The 17,096-nt window shown below is 68.4% G+C and carries 15 protein-coding genes; 10 read left to right on the plus strand and 5 right to left on the minus strand.

The window, feature by feature from the left end:
* Window position 1: 1 nt before the first annotated feature.
* Entirely contained in the window at window positions 2–703 is a 702-nt protein-coding gene (locus tag FGL25_RS08625) for a UTRA domain-containing protein (RefSeq protein ID WP_164918018.1), read from the minus strand.
* A gap of 89 nt (window positions 704–792) precedes the next feature.
* On the opposite strand from FGL25_RS08625, the gene hutU reads away from it, so the two are divergent.
* From hutU to FGL25_RS08640, 3 genes are read left to right on the plus strand one after another with little or no spacing between them, the layout of a single operon-like run.
* Window positions 793–2,457, plus strand: a complete 1,665-nt coding sequence (gene hutU / locus FGL25_RS08630) for a urocanate hydratase (RefSeq protein ID WP_138141480.1) — start codon at window positions 793–795, stop codon at window positions 2,455–2,457.
* Window positions 2,458–2,461: 4 nt separating this feature from the next.
* Window positions 2,462–3,994 (plus strand): histidine ammonia-lyase, encoded by a 1,533-nt coding sequence (gene hutH / locus FGL25_RS08635; RefSeq protein ID WP_138141481.1) that lies wholly within the window; start codon window positions 2,462–2,464, stop codon window positions 3,992–3,994.
* Window positions 3,995–4,050: 56 nt separating this feature from the next.
* The gene (locus FGL25_RS08640; protein WP_252970102.1) at window positions 4,051–4,548 is read left to right on the plus strand and encodes a hypothetical protein; all 498 of its coding nucleotides are present in this window, start codon (window positions 4,051–4,053) and stop codon (window positions 4,546–4,548) included.
* 34 nt (window positions 4,549–4,582) lie between these two features.
* Here the strand turns inward: FGL25_RS08640 and FGL25_RS08645 are convergent, their stop codons facing one another.
* The 3 genes from FGL25_RS08645 to FGL25_RS08655 are packed head-to-tail and all read right to left on the minus strand — an operon-like array spanning window position 4,583 to window position 8,259.
* On the minus strand, window positions 4,583–5,344 hold the full coding sequence (locus FGL25_RS08645; protein ID WP_138141483.1) for a peptidase: 762 nt from the start codon (window positions 5,342–5,344) through the stop codon (window positions 4,583–4,585).
* Window positions 5,345–5,395: 51 nt separating this feature from the next.
* Window positions 5,396–6,448 (minus strand): type 2 isopentenyl-diphosphate Delta-isomerase, encoded by a 1,053-nt coding sequence (fni, locus tag FGL25_RS08650; RefSeq protein WP_354702822.1) that lies wholly within the window; start codon window positions 6,446–6,448, stop codon window positions 5,396–5,398.
* Window positions 6,445–8,259 (minus strand): PPC domain-containing protein, encoded by a 1,815-nt coding sequence (locus FGL25_RS08655; protein WP_138141485.1) that lies wholly within the window; start codon window positions 8,257–8,259, stop codon window positions 6,445–6,447. The genes fni and FGL25_RS08655 overlap by 4 nt, the downstream gene beginning before the upstream one ends.
* 93 nt (window positions 8,260–8,352) lie before the next feature.
* Between FGL25_RS08655 and FGL25_RS08660 the strand changes: the two genes are divergently transcribed.
* The 5 genes from FGL25_RS08660 (at window position 8,353) to FGL25_RS08680 (ending at window position 12,472) form a co-directional block, all read left to right on the plus strand.
* Window positions 8,353–9,276, plus strand: coding sequence for a bifunctional methylenetetrahydrofolate dehydrogenase/methenyltetrahydrofolate cyclohydrolase (locus FGL25_RS08660; RefSeq protein ID WP_138141486.1), 924 nt, complete (start codon window positions 8,353–8,355; stop codon window positions 9,274–9,276).
* 96 nt (window positions 9,277–9,372) lie between these two features.
* Window positions 9,373–10,071: a LemA family protein gene (locus FGL25_RS08665; protein ID WP_138141487.1), complete on the plus strand. Its 699-nt coding sequence runs from the start codon at window positions 9,373–9,375 to the stop codon at window positions 10,069–10,071.
* Between the two features lie 7 nt (window positions 10,072–10,078).
* Entirely contained in the window at window positions 10,079–10,951 is an 873-nt protein-coding gene (locus FGL25_RS08670) for a TPM domain-containing protein (RefSeq protein WP_138141488.1), read from the plus strand.
* Entirely contained in the window at window positions 10,951–11,634 is a 684-nt protein-coding gene (locus FGL25_RS08675; RefSeq protein ID WP_307723783.1) for a TPM domain-containing protein, read from the plus strand. The genes FGL25_RS08670 and FGL25_RS08675 overlap by 1 nt, the downstream gene beginning before the upstream one ends.
* A gap of 82 nt (window positions 11,635–11,716) precedes the next feature.
* The gene (locus tag FGL25_RS08680; protein ID WP_003164701.1) at window positions 11,717–12,472 is read left to right on the plus strand and encodes an endonuclease/exonuclease/phosphatase family protein; all 756 of its coding nucleotides are present in this window, start codon (window positions 11,717–11,719) and stop codon (window positions 12,470–12,472) included.
* On the opposite strand, the gene FGL25_RS08685 is transcribed toward FGL25_RS08680, so the two are convergent.
* Window positions 12,457–13,935, minus strand: a complete 1,479-nt coding sequence (locus FGL25_RS08685; RefSeq protein WP_003164700.1) for a phospholipase D-like domain-containing protein — start codon at window positions 13,933–13,935, stop codon at window positions 12,457–12,459. The two genes, FGL25_RS08680 and FGL25_RS08685, sit on opposite strands and share 16 nt — an antisense overlap.
* Window positions 13,936–14,093: 158 nt before the next feature.
* On the opposite strand from FGL25_RS08685, the gene FGL25_RS08690 reads away from it, so the two are divergent.
* Together FGL25_RS08690 and FGL25_RS08695 are read left to right on the plus strand one after the other, a co-directional pair.
* Window positions 14,094–14,282 carry a hypothetical protein gene (locus FGL25_RS08690; RefSeq protein ID WP_083673889.1) on the plus strand — a complete coding sequence of 63 codons (189 nt, stop codon included), beginning with the start codon at window positions 14,094–14,096 and terminating at the stop codon, window positions 14,280–14,282.
* Between the two features lie 142 nt (window positions 14,283–14,424).
* Window positions 14,425–17,043, plus strand: coding sequence for a tipN (locus tag FGL25_RS08695; protein WP_138141489.1), 2,619 nt, complete (start codon window positions 14,425–14,427; stop codon window positions 17,041–17,043).
* Window positions 17,044–17,096: the final 53 nt, after the last annotated feature.

The raw sequence follows: 17,096 nt of genomic DNA on the forward strand, positions 1-17,096 counted from the left end.
GTCATCCTTTGGTCGGAGAAAAGCGCGCGACCAGATCATAGGCCGCGCCGGGGAAAATCTGTGAGGCCCATGTCACGCCCTGGCCGTCGCGCCAGGTGCGGCGCTCCAACCGCAGGCAGGGCGCGCCGTCGGCCAGACCCAGGCCCGCCGCCGTCTCGCGATCGGCGCCGACGGCCGAGATGCGATGCTCGGCCTCGGTCCAGGGCATGTGGGCCAGCAGCCAGCCGCCCGGCGGCTGCGTCGTGAAGTCGGCGGCTTCCGCCTCGGGCGCGGCGGACAGGGAGATCAGGCGGCGCTCAAAGACAAACGGCAGGCCATCGGCCAGGTGCAGGGTCTGCAGTTCGATCACCCGCTCGCCCAGCCCGTCCTCCTCCCCGCTCGCCGGGCGGACGATTCGGCCCAGCAGGCGATGAGAATAGGCCAGGCCCCGGCTCTCGATCTCGCCTTGAATGTCAGGGATGGACACCAGGGCCGAGGAATGCAGCGGCGGGTGGGCCACCACTGTCCCCGCGCGGCGACGTCGCACCACCAGCCCGCGCGCCGCCAGGTCGGACATGGCGCGCGACACCGTCATGCGCGCGCAGCCGTATTCCGCCGTCAGTTCCGCCTCGGTCGGGATGCGGAACCCCGGCCGCCACTCGCCCGAGGCGATGCGGCGTTCGATGTCGCCCGCGATGCGACGATGAAGCGGCTCCTGATCCATGAAACGAAAATGCCTCTTGCACGCGATATTGTCTAGACATAACAGTACGACCAACACACGACGGCGGCTGACGCCGCATGGAGGATTCGATGGCCACGCCCAATACCCGTATCATTCGTAGCCCGCGTGGGCCGGAAAAGACCGCAAAGACCTGGGCGGCCGAAGCCGCCATGCGCATGCTGATGAACAACCTCGACCCCGAGGTGGCCGAACGTCCCGAAGACCTGGTCGTCTATGGCGGCATCGGCAAGGCCGCGCGCAACTGGCAGGCCTTCGACACCATCGTGGATCAGTTGCAGAAGCTGGAAGCCGACGAGACCCTGATGGTCCAGTCGGGCAAGCCGGTCGGCGTGTTCCGCACCCATGTCGACGCTCCGCGCGTGCTGATCGCCAACTCCAACCTGGTGCCCAAATGGGCGACCTGGGACCACTTCAACGAGCTCGATAAGAAGGGCCTGGCCATGTACGGCCAGATGACCGCCGGCTCGTGGATCTACATCGGCACCCAAGGCATCGTTCAGGGCACCTATGAGACCTTCATGGAGGCGGGTCGCCAGCACTACGGCGGCGACTGGGCGGGCAAGTGGATCCTGACCGCGGGCCTGGGCGGCATGGGCGGCGCCCAACCCCTGGCCGCGACCATGGCCGGCGCGTCGTGCATCACCATCGAGTGCCAGCGCAGCCGCATCGAGTTCCGCCTGCGCACCCGTTACGTCGACGTCATGGCCGAGACGCTGGACGAGGCGCTGGCCCTGCTGGAGCAATCGTTCAAGGACAAGAAACCCTTGTCGATCGGCCTGTTGGGCAATGCGGCTGATCTTCTGCCTGAAATGGTCAAGCGCGGCGTCCGCCCCGATCTGGTGACGGATCAGACCAGCGCCCACGACCCGGTCAACGGCTACCTGCCCTCGGGCTGGACCGTCGCCGAGTGGGAAGAAAAGCGCGTCAGCGACCCGGCGGCCGTCGAGACCGCCGCCCGCGCGTCGATGGCCACACACGTCAGGGCCATGCTGGACTTCCAGAAGATGGGCGTCCCCACGACCGACTACGGCAACAACATCCGCCAGGTCGCCTTTGACGAGGGCGTCGAGAACGCCTTCGACTTCCCCGGCTTCGTGCCCGCCTATATCCGCCCGCTGTTCTGCCGCGGCATCGGCCCGTTCCGCTGGGCCGCCCTGTCGGGCGATCCCGAGGACATCCGCAAGACGGATGAGGCGATGAAGAAGCTGTTCCCGGACAACGCCGGCCTGCACCGCTGGCTGGACATGGCGGGCGAGCGCATCGCCTTCCAAGGCCTGCCGGCGCGCATCTGCTGGATCGGTCTGGGTGACCGCCACCGCGCCGGCCTGATGTTTAACGAGATGGTGGCTTCGGGCGAACTGAGCGCCCCCATCGTCATCGGCCGCGACCATCTGGACAGCGGCTCCGTCGCCAGCCCAAACCGCGAGACCGAAGCCATGATGGACGGCTCGGACGCCGTGTCCGACTGGCCCCTGCTGAACGCCCTGCTGAACACCGCGTCGGGCGCGTCGTGGGTGTCGCTGCACCACGGCGGCGGGGTCGGCATGGGCTATAGCCAGCACTCGGGCGTCGTCATCGTCGCCGACGGAACGGATGAAGCCGCCAAGCGGCTGGAGCGCGTGCTGTGGAACGACCCGGCCACCGGCGTCATGCGCCACGCCGACGCCGGATACGACATCGCCAAGGACGCCGCGCGCGAACATGGCCTGAACCTGCCCTCGCTGGACCTGTAAGTTTATGACCACCACCATTGAAATCGGCGCCGCGCCGCTCACCCTCGCCCAGCTTCGCGCCGCCCTGAACGGCCCGGTCACGGTCAGCCTGACCGACGCCGCCTGGGCCAATGTCGAAAAGGGCGCGGCGACCGTCGCCGCCATCCTGGACGAAGGCCGCACGGTCTATGGCATCAACACCGGCTTCGGCCTGCTGGCCAACACCAGCATCGCGGCGGAAGACCTTGAAACTCTTCAGAAGAACCTGGTGCTCAGCCATGCCTGCGGCGTCGGCGAGCCGCTGAGCGCGGACACCACCCGCATGCTGATGGTGCTGAAGATCGCCAGCCTGTCGAAGGGCGCTTCGGGCGTGCGTCGTCACACGCTGGAGACGCTGATCGGCATGGTCAACGCCGAGATCCTGCCGCTGATCCCGTCCAAGGGGTCGGTCGGCGCCTCGGGCGACCTGGCGCCGCTGGCCCATATGTCGTGCGTTCTGATCGGCGTCAGCGAAGCCCGCTATCAGGGTCAGACGCTGGACGCCGTGTCGGCCCTGGCCAAGGCCGGGCTGAAGCCGGTCGTCCTGGGCCCCAAGGAAGGCCTGGCCCTGCTGAACGGCACCCAGTGCTCGACGGCCCTGGCCTTGACCGGCCTGTTCGCGGCCGAAGACGTCTTCGCCGCCGCCATCGCCGCGGGCGGCCTGTCGATCGACGCCCTGCTGGGCTCGGACGCGCCGTTCGACCCGCGCATCCACGCTCTGCGCGGCCAACCCGGCCAGATCGACGTGGCCCGCCGCCTGCGCGAACTGCTGAGCGGCAGCGCCATCCGCGAGAGCCATCGTCACGACTGCGCCAAGGTGCAGGATCCCTACTCCCTGCGCTGTCAGCCGCAGGTCATGGGCGCGACGCTGGACGTTCTGCGCAACGCCGCCGCCATGCTGGAGCGTGAAGCCAACGCCGTGACCGACAATCCGCTGGTCTTCATCGAAGACGGCGACGTCATCTCGGGCGGCAACTTCCACGCAGAACCCGTTGCTTATGCAGCCGATCAGATCGCCATGGTCCTGTGCGAAATCGGCAATATCAGTGAGCGTCGCACCTCGATCCTGGTCGACCCCAAGATGACCGACCTGCCCGCCTTCCTGGTCAAGGACAGCGGCGTGAACTCAGGCTTCATGATCGCCCAGGTGACGGCGGCGGCCCTGGTGGCCGAGAACCGCATGGTGGCCCACCCCTGCGTCATCGACACCGTGCCGACCAGCGCCAACCAGGAAGACCACGTCTCCATGGCTACCCACGGCGCCCGCCGCCTGTTGGACATGGCCGCCAACACGGCGACCGTGGTCGGCATTGAACTGCTGGCCGCCGCCCAGGGCATCGAGTTCCGTCGTCCGCTGACCTCGTCGCCGGAACTGGAGCAGACCTACGCCATCGTGCGCGAGGCCTGCGGCGCCTATACGGAAGACCGCTATTTCGCGCCGGACATCGCCCGTGCGACGGAAGGCGTACGCGCGGGTCGCTACCGCGCCTTCGCCGGCGATCTTCTGCCTTCGGCTTGAACCGGACGGCGGTTGAGCGCTTTCGTATCCAGAGCGAACGCAGGACGCCGCCGACCATGAATAAAAGCGCCGTCATTCTGGCCTCCGCCGCCCTGGTCCTGACCGGACTGGGCGCGGCGGGCTGGGCCGCCTGGAACTCGACTTCGGCGGCGCATGGCGGGCGAGCGTCCGGCCCGGCCGTCGCCATCGACGTCGTGCCGCCCGTCGAACCGGACCTGCCGGCCGGCTCCATCATGGCTGTTGGGGAGTTGCGGGACGGATACGAGCACGATCCCGAACGGCTCGCCGCCCTGCCCGGCGAGGACGAACCCTATGTCGAAAGCGCCTGGCTGGAGCTGACGCCCGACCTGCCGCCTTTGCCCGAACAGGAAGCGCCGCCGACCATCGTCCGCCCCTCGCCGCCTCAGGCTGCGCCACAGCTGGAACGAGACGACTACGGCTTCGGGTTCGATGCGCCTCAGCCCGACTACGCCGCCGAACGCGAGGCGCGTCAGTCGGCGCTCAATGACCCGCCATCGGAAACGCGCGCTACATCAGACAGCGTCTTCTATTGAAAAAGGCCCCGGCGAAACCGGGGCCTTTTCCTTGTCAGCGCATCGTCGTGACGGAGACGGTGTAGTCGCCTTCTTGCGCCGAGCTGAGGCTGTTGGCGCGGAAGGAATAGGAGCCGGGACGCAGATTCTGAGTGACCATGGCGCTGGTGCCGCCGCCGCTGTCATCGTCGGAGGCCAGGCTGTCGCCGTCGCACTGCGGCCCCTCATGCAGCGAGAGGTAGGCGTCGAACTGCGCCGAATCCATGCGAACCGAGACATTGCCCCCGCGGCTGACGTTCAGCACGTAGCAGTCGTAGAAGGAGCCGTCGTCGGCCTGACGGTCGCTGAACTCCAGACGGCCCTGGCGGCTTTCACCGACAGAGATCGGCACGATCTGAGTGGTCGGGCGCAGGCGCTGACCTTCCGAGACGCTGAGACGGAAGGCGCCGGTCTGCCCCTCGCTCAGAGTGTTGGCCCGGATGATCCAGTTTCCGCCGTTGGAGACAAAACGCAGTTGCGAGTCCGTGCCCATGTCCGGGCCGTCGTCGTTCGTCACCGAGGTCTCGTCGCAATCCGTGCCGGCGCCCGCCATCAGGAAGGTGTCAAAGTCCTCAGACTGCATGGTCACCGTATAGGCCTGCCCCGCCTGGGTCTGCACCACATAGCAGCGGTAGTGCGACCCGTCGTCCATACGGGCGTCCTTGCTGCTGAAATTGCCGGTCACGGTCTGCCCAGGCCGGATGGAGCTCTGGGCCGCGGCGGCGCCGGCCAAAATCAGGGAGGACGCGAGGACCGACGTCATCAACAGGGCGCGCATGGGAATCTCCTTGGGTGCGACGCAAAAACGCAGGGGGCGAAAATGCCCAGCTTATTTGACAGGAAGCAATGGAACTCGTTTCAACGCCGCTAAATTTGAAGCGTTTACGCAAAAACAGACAGTTCGCAGTTGCCGAATGGCGAGCTGGAACTGATCGATGACCGCCTCGGTCGAGACGGTCGCCGCCTGGATGACGCCCGAAGCCATGCCGACGACGTCGGCGCCCAGACGGATCGCCTTGGCCGCATCCACTCCGTCGCGCACGCCGCCCGATCCGATCAGCAGGGCGTCCGGCAAGGCGTTGCGCGTTTCGGCCAGGGCGCGCGCAGTCGGTATGCCCCAGTCGGCGAAGGCCAGGGCGTGCGCCTTGTCCGCCGGTTCGGTCGCGCGCTCGCCCTCGATCAGGCCCCAGTTGGCGCCGCCCGCCCCCGCGACATCGACCCCCGCCGCGCCCATGGCGATCAGGCGCTGAGCGGTGACAGCGGAAATCCCGGCCCCCGTCTCCTTGACGATGACCGGCGCGTCCAGGTCGCGGATCAGCGCCTGAAGCGCCGCGCCCACGCCCCACCAGTCGCGATCTCCCTCAGGCTGGCAGGCCTCTTGAAGCGGGTTCAGGTGAACGACCAGGGCGTCCGCGCCGATCATATCCAGCGCCCGGCGCGCCTCGTCCCGGCCGAAGCCGCGCGTCAGCTGGGCCGCGCCGATATTGGCCAGGATGGGCGTATCCGGCGCCTTCAGCCGCAACGAGAAGTCCAGCCCGCCCGCCGCGCCGCCTTCCAGCGCCGCGCGCTGCGAGCCGACGGCCAGGGCGATGCCCAGGTGCTGGGCCGCCTCGGCCAGGCGGGCATTGATCGCCTCGGCGCGCGCCGGGCCTCCGGTCATGGCGCTGATCAGAAAAGGCGCCTTCAGCCGCCGCCCCAGGAAGTCGACGCCCAGATCAATGCGTGCATGGTCCAGGTCCGGCAGCGCCTCGTGCACGAAACGCCAGTCGTCGAACCCCGCCGACAGGGCGTGACGCCCGCCGCCGGCCAGCACCACGTCCAGGTGCTGGTCTTTCCGGCCCAGGATCAGGGCCGAGGCGGCGGCGTCGTCAGGTTCGCTCAGGGCTGCCGCTCCGTGATCAGCACATAGTCGCCGGTCGAGTTGGAGCCGAAGCTACGGGCGCGCAGCACATAGGAACCGTCGCGCGGGGCCGTCCAGTTCAGGCGGGCGTGGGTGTCCGACAGGCTGTCGTCGTCCTCCTCCAGCTTGAAGTAGTCGCCGTCCTTGTCCTCCCCGACCTCGACCACGGCGTCGAAGCTGCTGGCGATCAGGGTGAAGCGCAGCTTCTCGTCCGCCTTGGCCTTGAAGTGATAGGCGTCGTAGTAGACGCCGTCGTCGGTGAGGCTGGCCCGCTCGCTCAACCGCCCGCGCACCGTCGAGCCGATCAGCAGGCTGCCCGGCGAAGGTTCGTCGCCCAGATCCTGCAGCTCCAGCGCATAAAGGCCCTTGGCGTCGCGCGACCATGACCGTGCACGCAGCACATACTCGCCGGTTTCCGGCAGGGTGAAGATCAGACGCGCGTCCGTTCCCTGACCCAGACCGTCGTCGTCGCTGGCGATTTCGCTGAACTCCTCGCCGTTTTCGCTCAGCTGCAGATAGGCGTCGAAATCGCCGGACCGCATCACGGCCTGGATGCGCTGCCCCTCGGTTCCGCTGAAGACGAAGGCGTCATACAGGCGTCCGTCATCATCGGTGGCGTCGCTGTTGGTCAGTTCGCCCTCGACCGTCTGGCCGAATGCGATGGCCGAAGGCGGCGGCGGCGGCGCGATCTCTTCGATGTTCAGCGTATAGGGGCCCTCGCCGCTGGAGAAGGCGCGCGCCTCGATCAGGTAATCGCCGTCCTCGGCCAGGGTGTGGGTCAGCCGGGCGTTCAGGTCGCCGGCGCTGTCGTCGTCAGTCGCCAGGCTGTTGTGGTTGGCGTCGAACAGTTCGAGGTAGGTGTCGAATCCGTCGGCTTTCATGGTGATGGCCACGCGCTGACCGGCGCGACCGCTGAAGCGGTACAGGTCGGCCGGAGCGCCGGAATCGCTGGTCGCGCTGTCTGAATTCAAGCGGCCCCGCGTCTCTTCGCCGATCGTCACCGGCGCGGCGGTGGGCGCGGGCGGCCCCTGCTCCATCGACAGGCGGTAATCGCCCTCGGCCGAGCCGTTATAGGAGGTGACGCGGATCAGATACTCGCCCGCCTGCGGCGCCGTGAACACCAGGCGCGCATTGAGGCTGGAGCCGCCGTCGTCGTTCTCGGCCATCTGGACGAAGGCGCCGTTCACGATGCGGCCGACGCGCAGGAAGCTGTCGAAGTCGTCGGACTCCAGGTCGATCTTCACCCGTTCGCCCGCCGAGGCGCGGAAGGCGTAGGCGTCGTAACGCTTGCCGTCGTCATCCTCGGCGCTGTTGCCCCCCAGGCTGCCCGTCTCGTCGCGACCGACGGCGATGCGGCCCGGCCGCGGCATCCGCGGCGCGGCGCGCTCCTTCAGCGACAGCTGATAATCGCCGGTCTCGATGCCGGAGAAGGTGCGGGCTCGCACGATATAGACCCCGGCCTCGGGCGCGGTGAACCGAAGGCGCGCGTTCAGGTCGCCCGCGCTGTCGTCGTCGCTGGCCAGCGACTGCCGCAGGGAGTCTTCAGCATAGACCTCCAGATAGGCGTCGAAATCGTCCGACGTCATCTGGGCCTCCAGCCGCTGACCGGCGCGCAGGTTCACGCGGTAGTCGTCATAGCGATAGCCGTCGCTTCCGCGCGTGCGGGCGTCGCCGTGTTCCAGCCGACCGCGGATGTCATCCCCCAGCCGGGCGTCAGCCGCCGATTGGGCCCAGGCGGCGCCGGTGGACAGAAGAGCGACAGCACTGACCGCCGCGAGCAGGGAATAACGCATAAAAACCTCTTTGCTGGCGTCATCATAGACGCCGAACCGCAGCGCCTGTAAATCGCGGCAACGCTTTCCAGTTCCCGGCAGATGGAGCCAATTATGGCTGTCGAACCCGCCCGCGCCTCGCTGATCGACGGCAAGGCCTTCTCGCAGACCCTGGTGGAGCGCGTCGCAGCGGCCGCCGCACGGCTGGAATCCGCCCACCGCGTCAAGCCGGGCCTGGCCGTCGTCATCGTCGGCGAAGACCCCGCCAGCCAGCTCTATGTCCGCAACAAGGGCGAGACGACGCTGAAGGCCGGGATGCGGTCCGACACCCACCGCCTGCCCGCCGAGACGACTCAACACGAACTGCTGGCCCTGATCGCGTCGCTGAACGCCGATGCAGGCATCCACGGCATTCTGGTGCAGCTGCCCCTGCCCAAGCACATCGATTCGGCCGCCGTGCTGGACGCCATCTCGCCGGACAAGGACGTTGACGGCTTCCACGTCGTCAACGCCGGACGCCTGGCGGTCGGCCTGCCGGGCATGATCCCCTGCACTCCGCTGGGCAGCCTGATGCTGCTGAAGGATCAGTTGGGCGACCTGTCGGGCCTGAACGCTGTCATCGTGGGCCGCTCCAACATCGTCGGCAAACCGATGGCGCAGCTGCTGCTGGGCGAGAGCTGCACCGTCACCATCGCCCACTCGCGCACCCGCGACCTGCCCGCCCTGTGCCGCACGGCCGACATTCTGGTGGCCGCCGTCGGCCGCCCGGAAATGATCAAGGGCGACTGGATCAAGCCCGGCGCGACCGTCATCGACGTCGGCATCAACCGCGTCCCATCGCGCGATCCGGTCAAGGCGGCCGAGGGCAAGACCCGCGTGGTCGGCGACGTGGACTTCAACGAGGCGGTCGAGGTCGCCGGCCGCATCACCCCCGTTCCCGGCGGCGTCGGCCCCATGACCATCGCCTGTCTGCTGGCCAACACCTACACCGCCGCCTGCCGCGCGGCGGGTGTGGCGCCGGAAGACCTGAACGGCTGAGAACTGCGTCAAAAATCCAGCCTTGAAGCGGAGCCTTTCGGGCCCGATAGTCTTTAGCGATCAGCGGTCCTGACGACCGCCCGCAGGAGCTTCTTCATGGCTGGATTTTCGCCTCGCATCGCGGCCGTCGCCGCTGTCGTCGTCCTGGCCCCCGCCGTGGGCGCCTGCGGCTACAACACCATTCCGACCAAGCAGGAACGCGCCGAGGCCGCCTGGGCCGACGTTCAGAGCCAATATCAGCGCCGCGCCGACCTGGTGCCGAACCTGGTCGCCACCGTCCAGGGCGCGGCCATTCAGGAACGCACCACCCTGACCCAGGTGATCGAGGCCCGCGCCAAGGCCACCAGCGTCAACATCGACGCCTCCAACCTCGATGACGCCGCCGCCTTCCAGCAGTATCAGCAGGCGCAGGGCGAGCTTTCCAGCGCCCTGTCGCGGCTGCTGGTGACGGTCGAGGCCTATCCCCAGCTTCAGGCCAACCAGAACTTCCTGACCCTGCAGTCGCAGCTGGAAGGCACCGAAAACCGCATCGCCGTGGCGCGCCGCGACTACAATGAGGCCGTGCGCGACTACAACACCACCCTGCGCACCTTCCCGAACGTGATCTGGGCCAAGACCCTGCACGGCGGCTCCAAACCCATGCAGTTGTTCACCGCCACGGCCGAGGGTCAGTCCGCGCCCAGCGTGAACTTCGACCTGGGCGCCCAGCCCGGCGGCGGCGCGCCTGCGACCACGCCCGGCGCCGCGCCCGGATCGACGCCGCCTGCGGCTGCGCCGGCCCCGGCGGCGCAGTAAGCCTGAAATGAACCCTTCCGCCCTCTCCCCGAGGGAAGGCGCGGCGCGGGGCCTGCTCCCCGCGCTGTTGCTGGGCCTCGTCCTATGGCTGGCCGCCCTGCCCGGCGCCGGCCTGGCCGCCGAAATCAAGTTTCCGGCGCTCACCGGCCGCGTGGTCGACGACGCACAACTGTTGACGCCCGAACAGGAACAGGCCCTGACCGGCAAGCTGGCGACGCTGGAGCAGCAGACCGGCGACCAGTTGGTCGTCGTCACCCTGCCCTCGCTTCAGGATCAGGAGATCGAGGACTTCGGCTATCAGTTGGGTCGTCACTGGGGCATCGGGCAGAAGGAAAACGACGGCGGCGCCCTGCTGATCGTCGCGCCGAACGAGCGCAAGGTGCGGATCGAGGTCGGCTATGGGCTGGAGGGCGTGCTGACCGACGCCTATTCCTCGCTCATCATCCGCAACGACATCCTGCCGGCGTTTCGTCAGGGCGACTACGCCGCCGGCATCATCACCGGGACTGACGCCATCATCGCCCAGCTGACCGCCGATCCGGCCGAGGCCCAGGCGCGCGCCGAAGAGGCCAAGAGCGCGGCGACCGCGACGACCAAGCCGGTCCTGCCCGCCATCGTCATCCTGTTGGTGTTCGCCTTCATCTTCTTCAGCATGGTCGGCGCGGCGGCGGGCGGCCGCAAGCGGCGCGGGCGCGGCGACGGCCTGTCGCCCATCCTGATCTGGGCCGCCAGCGAGGCTCTGCGCAACCGCGACGACGATGATCGCGGCGGCTGGGGCGGCGGCGGAGGCTGGGGCGGCGGCGGCGGAGGCGGCTTCGGCGGCGGTGGTTTCGGCGGAGGCGGCGGCTTCGGCGGCGGCGGCGCCTCGGGGGGATGGTGATGCAGTTCACGAACGACGACCACGCACGGGTGGCCCAAGCCATCGCCCAGGCCGAGGCGGACACCTCCGGCGAGATTTTCTGCGTCGTGGCGCGGCAGGTGTCGTCCTATCGCGACGTCAGCCTGGGTTGGGCGGCGGCGGCGGCCTTGCTGCTGCCGCTGGGCCTGATCCCGCTCGGCTTCAACGGCGACTGGCTGACCTTCGGCGGAGGTTGGGAGGCCGCCCACGCCCCCGCCGCCTCGGCCGAGATCGGGCGCGCCCTGACGGCCTATGGCCTGGTGCAGGCCGGCGTCTTCCTGGCCGTCTTCCTGTTGTCGCTGATCCCGGTCGTGCGCAGGCTGCTGACGCCCGCCGCCCTGCGCCGCACGCGCGTACGTCGCGCCGCCATGCAGCAGTTCCTGGCGCACGGCCTGCACGTCACCGAGGCGCGCACCGGCGTCCTGATCTTCGCCGCTCTGGCCGATCATCAGGTCGAGGTCGTGGCCGACGAGGGCATCCACTCCTGCGTCAGTCCCGAAGTCTGGGCCGACGCAGTGGCCGCCCTGACCGGCGCCCTGCGGCGTGACCGGCCAGTCGAAGGCTTTGAACAAGCCATCACCCTGTGCGGTCAGGTTCTGGCGGAACGCTTTCCGCCCAAGCCCGCTGACAAAAACGAGATCCCCGACAAGCTGGTTGTCATCTAGTCCGGCTATCAGGATCGCTATCGGGGCCTCGCGACCGCCGCATTGAGGCGCGACAGTCGCTGCGATCGCAGGCAAGGAATTCATGCCGAGACTTCTGACCTACAACGTCCATCGCTGCGTCGGCGTCGACCGCAAGCTGGACGTGCATCGCATCGCCGACGTCATCGCCGAACACGAGCCGGACGTCGTCTGCCTGCAGGAGCTGGATGTCGGCCGCGCCCGCACCGGCTGGGTCGACCAGGCCGACGCCATCGCCCAGCGCCTGGCCATGAGCGTGCAGTTCCATCCCGCCATGAAGGTCGAGGCCGAACTTTACGGCGACGCCATCCTGACCCATCGCCCCGAGCGCCTGGTGCGCGCCGCCGCCCTGCCCACCCTGCCCGGCCTCAAGGGGCTGGAGCCGCGCGGCGCCCTGTGGTCGGCGGTCGATTTCGACGGCGTGGTCGTCAATATCCTGAACACCCACCTGGGTTTGGTCCCTCGTGAACAGCGGCTTCAGGTCGCGGCTCTGGTCGGCCGGGACTGGCTAGGTGATCCGATGTGCGACGGACCGACCATCCTGACCGGCGACTTCAACGCCACCTCTATCACCCGCCCCTATCAGGCCCTGACCCGGCGGCTGGACGACGCCCAGCGGCGGCTGGGGCTGAAGCCCTCGATCAAGACCTTCCCGTCCAGCTTCCCAGCCATCCGCATCGACCACTGCTTCGTCAGCCGCGAAATCCGCGTGACCGGTGCCCGCACGCCGTCATCGCCTCTGGCGCGAGCCGCTTCGGACCACCTGCCGCTGATCATCGACTTCGAGATCGATCAGCCCAAGGGTCAACCCGGCGCCTGACCGCCCTCTGACTTAGGCCGAGTGCGGTGCGAGCGGTTCAGCCGTTTCCACGGCCGCCAGGCGTCGGTGGAAGACATCGGATCGCCGAACTGCCACTCGGCGAACATCCGCTCCACCCGCGTCGGCTCGGTCGCGCCCAGCGGCTTCATGCGCTCATGACCGAAGGTCTGAATCGCCTGACCGACTGAACCCAGCAGCGTCTCAGCCTCAGCAAAGGCGTCGCCGGACACGCCGATGAAATGGCCGAGAGAGTGACGGCGGAAACGCTGGATCACCTCGCTCTGCTCTTCCGTCTCAGCCTCGACCGAAACGTCGCACTCCGTATCCAGCCCCATCGAGCGGTTGTTCAGATTGCTGGACCCGATCCGCAGCAGCTTGTCGTCGATGATAGTCATCTTGGCGTGAACGATGATCCGCTCGCCCTCGTCCGTCACTGGGTAGAAGGCGGTGAAGCGATCATGCCGGTCCGCCTGCTCCAGCCGATACAGAACCTCGGCCCGCGCCGTATCCATGGTCATGCCGTCGAACCAGCTGGGGCTGCGCCCGGTCGAGACCAACACCACCTCCGGCCCGTCCGGCTCGGCCAGGCGCTCGGCCAGCGCCGCCGCCAGCAGGGGCGAGGTGAAGTACTGGTTCTCCATATAGATGAGCGAGCGCGCCCGCCGGATGGCCTCCAGATGCAGAGCCTCGTTTTCGCGAACCTCGGGCCGGCCGCGCACCTGAGGTTCTGTGCGGGAGATTCCGACCGACACCTGCGTCAGCGCGGGCGCCACGCGCTCCGGCCACGAATCCGCGCATTCAGCCGTGATCGGCGCGATCACCTCGCCGGTGGCCCGCCTCCACCGCTCACGCGCCAGTTCGCCCAGAGCCTGCGCCGCCGGGCCGTCCATCACGCACATGACTTCGTGCCTCGGCGCCGGAATGACGCCCGTCGGCTCGCACCGGCGCGGGTCGCCCGAGAAATGCTCTTCAGTGTCCCAGCGGTCGGTCGAGATGTCGCCGCCGCCGCAGAAGGCGATCTGGTTGTCGATCACCACCACCTTCTGATGGTGGCAAGCGCCCAGTATGCCCGGCCCGTCCAGTCGAAACTCCACGATCCGTCGCCGAAACCACCTCTGGGCCTTGTGCGGATAGAAGCCCTGCGATGCGGCGATCAGCAACGGCGAACGCCAGATCAGCAGGCGTACGTCCAAATCGGGCTTCTGGCGCACCAGAGCCTTCAACTGATGGCCGATCTCGGCGCGCCGATCGGTCAATGGCCCCTCGGGGTCCAGGCGCGTGCGCGGATCGAACTGCCAGCCGAGAATCAGGATGGAGCGTTCGGCCTTGTGCAGCGCCGACGCCAGGGCGTCGAAATAGGCCTTGTTTTCCATCAAGGGGGCGAACCGATGCGCCTTTGCGGACCGCCACACTGCGGTGGCCGTCTCCAGCAGGCTGCCCTCATAGAACTGGTCTGCTCGCATACCCCCCGCAATGGCTGATTCGCGTGACGGCCGGACGGGCCTCCTGATCTCACTCAGACGCCGATGAGGTCGGATCGTTCCATTTTCGCATCAATCGGGTCAATGGCGCCGCTTCATCTGTTCGCCGCATTGTCGCCCGAAGATGTTTCTGGCATACTATGAATATGCAAGCTTTGATCGAGATGCTGGCTGGTTTGATCGCCCTGCTCGCCGCAGCGGCGTTGTCGCAATTCGGCGTCGATATGAAAGCGCCGCAAAAGTCGGACCGCGAGATTCAACGGGTGCAGGATTGCGGCGATACAAAGCCCGCAACCACCGTCCACCTGACCGCTCCCTCGTCCTGCTGATCCACAGATCACCTTGATCCGCGTCGGCAAACGGCGATCTAATCCGCGCTCGAGCCTTTTCGCCTTACGATCCAGCCGTTAGGGTCCATGCCTTGCGCCCTTCGCCGCCTATCCTGGCGATCAGTGATCGAGACCGACGCCCATGAAATCCCGCCATCGGCCGCCGCTCAATCTGACCGACCCCGAGCCTGTCTCCACTGAGACGGAGGCCTCGCTCATGCCCGAAGCGGCCGAGACCCCTGACGAAGCGACGCCAGAGGCCGGCTTGGAGCCGCTGCCTGACGCACCCCAGCGCCCCATGTCCGAGCGCCAGCGTCGACGCCTGGCGGAACAGCAGGCGCTGGCCGAAGAACGCGCCGCCGAAGCCGAAAAGGCCGCGCGCGCCCTGTCGCCGTTCGCTGAGTCCGCCGACGCCCCGCCCGCTACGGTCGCGCCCATCTCGCCGCCGGCCAAGACCTCGGCCAAGCGCAAGGGCAAGAGCGCGAGTTCAAACGGCGCCGCCAACGCCTATCTGATCGCGGGCTTGGCCTCCGCCCTATGGGTCGGCGGCTTGGCCTCCTGGTTCGCCTATGAACTGGGCTCGGGGATGATGGAGATCGATCCACTGCGCCTGGCGGTCTACGCCCTGATCCTGCTGGCGCCGGTGGGTCTGTCCGTCCTTCTGGCCCATGCCGTGCGCCAGGGTGCAGGTCTCGCCCAGGAGACGAAGCGCGCGCGGGAAATGGCTGACGCCCTGGTGGGACCGACCGCCCTGGCCGCCAATCAGGCCGGGCATGTGCTGAACACCCTGCGCGAAGACATCGACCGCGCCGCGCAATCGGCCGAGCGCGCTCGCGGCGACCTGGCCTCCCTGCGCGAGGCCCTGGTCAAGGAATCCAACCTGCTGAACGAGGCCGCCGAACTGGCCGGAGGCACGGCGCGGCGCCTTGCCGAACAACTGTCGCACGAACGCGAGCAGATGGGCGTTCTGGGCGGCAAGCTGGAAGGCCAGGCTTCAGCGGTTGTCGAAACGGTTGAACGTCAGTCGCGCATGGTGGCCGACGCCTCCGACCTGGCCCAGACCCAGCTGCGTGAGGCCGAGGCCGCCCTGGCCGCTCGCGCCGCCGACCTGGCCGCCGCCGCCAACGAAGCCCAGGAAGCCGCTCGCGCCGCCTCTGACGATCTGGCCCGCCAGACCCTGCGGCTGGAGACGGCCGGCTCCGGCGTCGCCGAACAGATTCAATCCGTCGAGGAAGGCCTGGGCCAGCAACGCGCCGCCCTGGTCACGGCCGCCTACGCCCTGCGTACCGATCAGGAAGACTTCTCGGCCCAGATCGAGAGCCAGCGCGCCCAGCTTCTGGACCACCTGTCCCAGACCCGCACCGCCGCCGACGACCTGAACCAGCGCGGCGATGAGGCCGCCGCCGCCATCAAGGCCCAGGTCGAGGCCGTGGTCGACCAGTTCAAGGCCCTGGTGGAGATGTCCCAGCGCGAGGCCGACGGCTTCGACCACGCCACCAAGCTGTCGCTGGATCGCTTTGAAAGCCTGGCCGCTGAGTCCCGCGACCTGCTGGTCGAGGAGACCCGCCGTTCGCTGGAGGCGCTTCAAGCCACGGCCGACGAACAGCGCGCCGCCGCTCAGGCCGCGATCGAACAGGCTCAGATCCGCGCCGATCGCCTGGGCGAATCCCTGTTCGACGCCGCCCAGAAGGCCGATGAGGCGGCCGAGGCGCGGATCGACGGCGCCCGCCGCATCGTCGCCCAGACCGCCGACATGGTCGATCTGACCGGACAGAAGCTGGTCGACAGCCTTCAGGCGACCCTGGCCCAGGTCACGGACGCCCTGGCTTCGGTCGAACAGGCCGTCGCCGAAATGGATCAACGCGCCGCCCGCCTGCCCGACGAGGCCCGCGCCCGCGTCGAATCCGTGCGCCTTAGCGTCGAAGAGGGCCTGAACGCCCTGACCGCCGCCTCGCGCAAGGCGGCCCAGGACACCGAGGCCCTGGACGCCGGGTTCCAGGATCGCGTGCGTCGCAACTATGAAATGTTGACCGAGGCTGTGCGCCTGATGGGCGCCGTCTCCGCCGAGGGCGGCCAGCCGCGCCGCCGCCCGACGACCATCCCCGCCCCGCGCGAGGTCGTGCCCGCGCCTGAGCCCCGGCCGACAACGTCGCCGGGTCTCGCGTCCGGCCTGGCTTCAGGTCTTGGCCTGCGGGGCCGCATGCGCCCGGAACACCCGGTCGAATCCGAGATCGAGCCGATCCCCACGGCCCCGACGCCGCCGCACACGCCTGAGACGCCCCACGCCGAGCCGACCCGCATCGGAGACGCGCTCAGCTGGCGCGATCTGGTTCAACCGGAACCGGCGCCCGCCGCGCCGGCCGCTCCATTGGAGCTGAACGCCGCCATCGGCACGCCTGAAGAGATCGACGCCCTGGCTGGACGCGTCACCTCGGCCATCCGGCGTATGGGCGTCGACCCCAACGCCCTGCTGCCCCGCCCCCGCGTAGAGGAGGCCGCGCAGGCCTTCGCCGGTCACGACCCGGCGCGGGCGCGTCAGATCGTCCGCCGCGTGGCGCCGGCCGCCGTCCGCAGCGTCTCTCGCCGGGTGCTGAGCGACGACGCCCTGCGCGTCGACGCCGAGGCCTATGTCCGCGCCTTCGCCCATGGGCTGAAGCTCCAGGCGGAACGCGGCGACGCCGAGGATGTGCAGATGCGGCTGGCGACCGACGAAGGCCGCGCCTTCATGTTGCTGGACGCAGCCGTAGGCGACCTGAGCTGACCGCCTCGCCCTTTCATCACGCCATCGCGGCGCCGGTCAGGCTTGACCTGACG

Source organism: Brevundimonas vancanneytii, from assembly GCF_901421975.1.
In the GTDB taxonomy this organism is placed as follows: Bacteria; Pseudomonadota; Alphaproteobacteria; order Caulobacterales; family Caulobacteraceae; genus Brevundimonas; species Brevundimonas diminuta.

Bases quoted from the DNA above. Each gene is read 5' to 3' on its own strand.
- FGL25_RS08625 (WP_164918018.1), bottom strand. From the start codon at position 703: ATGGATCAGGAGCCGCTTCATCGTCGCATCGCGGGCGACATCGAACGC.
- hutU (WP_138141480.1), top strand. From the start codon at position 793: ATGGCCACGCCCAATACCCGTATCATTCGTAGCCCGCGTGGGCCGGAA.
- hutH (WP_138141481.1), top strand. From the start codon at position 2,462: ATGACCACCACCATTGAAATCGGCGCCGCGCCGCTCACCCTCGCCCAG.
- FGL25_RS08640 (WP_252970102.1), top strand. From the start codon at position 4,051: ATGAATAAAAGCGCCGTCATTCTGGCCTCCGCCGCCCTGGTCCTGACC.
- FGL25_RS08645 (WP_138141483.1), bottom strand. From the start codon at position 5,344: ATGCGCGCCCTGTTGATGACGTCGGTCCTCGCGTCCTCCCTGATTTTG.
- FGL25_RS08655 (WP_138141485.1), bottom strand. From the start codon at position 8,259: ATGCGTTATTCCCTGCTCGCGGCGGTCAGTGCTGTCGCTCTTCTGTCC.
- FGL25_RS08660 (WP_138141486.1), top strand. From the start codon at position 8,353: ATGGCTGTCGAACCCGCCCGCGCCTCGCTGATCGACGGCAAGGCCTTC.
- FGL25_RS08665 (WP_138141487.1), top strand. From the start codon at position 9,373: ATGGCTGGATTTTCGCCTCGCATCGCGGCCGTCGCCGCTGTCGTCGTC.
- FGL25_RS08670 (WP_138141488.1), top strand. From the start codon at position 10,079: ATGAACCCTTCCGCCCTCTCCCCGAGGGAAGGCGCGGCGCGGGGCCTG.
- FGL25_RS08675 (WP_307723783.1), top strand. From the start codon at position 10,951: ATGCAGTTCACGAACGACGACCACGCACGGGTGGCCCAAGCCATCGCC.
- FGL25_RS08680 (WP_003164701.1), top strand. From the start codon at position 11,717: ATGCCGAGACTTCTGACCTACAACGTCCATCGCTGCGTCGGCGTCGAC.
- FGL25_RS08685 (WP_003164700.1), bottom strand. From the start codon at position 13,935: ATGCGAGCAGACCAGTTCTATGAGGGCAGCCTGCTGGAGACGGCCACC.
- FGL25_RS08690 (WP_083673889.1), top strand. From the start codon at position 14,094: ATGAATATGCAAGCTTTGATCGAGATGCTGGCTGGTTTGATCGCCCTG.
- FGL25_RS08695 (WP_138141489.1), top strand. From the start codon at position 14,425: ATGAAATCCCGCCATCGGCCGCCGCTCAATCTGACCGACCCCGAGCCT.